Annotated in this window: 2 protein-coding genes; one reads left to right on the top strand and one right to left on the bottom strand. The window is 59.4% G+C overall.

From position 1 onward, the window contains the following. The coding region (locus L904_RS22020; protein WP_156428585.1) for a LysR family transcriptional regulator at positions 1-182 on the bottom strand (182 nt) is incomplete at its 3' end. A gap of 108 nt (positions 183-290) precedes the next feature. On the opposite strand from L904_RS22020, the gene L904_RS22015 reads away from it, so the two are divergent. Continuing rightward, on the top strand, positions 291-731 hold a 441-nt coding region (locus L904_RS22015; protein ID WP_059762681.1), incomplete at its 3' end, for an ester cyclase.

Here is a 731-nt window from a genome sequence, read left to right as displayed (position 1 = left end):
GGCTCCGTCAATGTCAGGGAGCGCGTCGAGCGCTGGAACAGGCGAACGCCGAGATTTCCCTCCAGCGCCGCGACGTTGCGGCTGACCGCCGCGGGCGTCAGTCCCAAGCGCCGCGCCGCTGCGGAAAAACCGCCAAGCTCGGCGCTGCGAACGAAGGATTCCAGGTTGGCCAGTGTTTCCATATCAACCTTCAAGCATTCATTGAAACCAATGATAGTAGATTACCGCTAATCGAAAGGGAAATTGCAAGCGATATTCACACCATCGAAACCGAACCGGAGTGAACGGCCATGACGCTCTCGACTAACAAAGCGCAAGCCATCGACAATGTGGACATCGGCCGCCGCACCCTGATCGCCGGCCTGATCGCTACAGCACTTCCGGTTCCCGCAGTGGCTGCCGTGCAGGACGATCCTGGCGCCAACAAGACCGTCATCCGTCAGTTACTTGAAGGCGTGCAGCGCGATGGCGACTTCGATCTGTTCGAACGGTTGTTCGCACAAAACTATGTGGATCACACGCCCTTCGGTGGCTTTCCGCCGGACCGCAATGGCACCCGCCAAATCTACCGGACGTTCCGCGCCGCTTTCCCGGACTGGAATGCCGAGGTGCATTTCCAGATTGCCGAAGGCGATCTCGTCAGCAATTACAAGACCTATCACGGCAGGCATCTGGGTCCCTTCATGGGGATCGCCGCGACCGGACGCGCCACCCGTTTCAACGTCATGGAC

It is taken from the genome of Agrobacterium sp. LY4 (assembly GCF_001526585.1).
GTDB lineage: Bacteria > Pseudomonadota > Alphaproteobacteria > Rhizobiales > Rhizobiaceae > Agrobacterium > Agrobacterium leguminum.
This window is presented reverse-complemented; position numbering and strand designations above follow the sequence as displayed.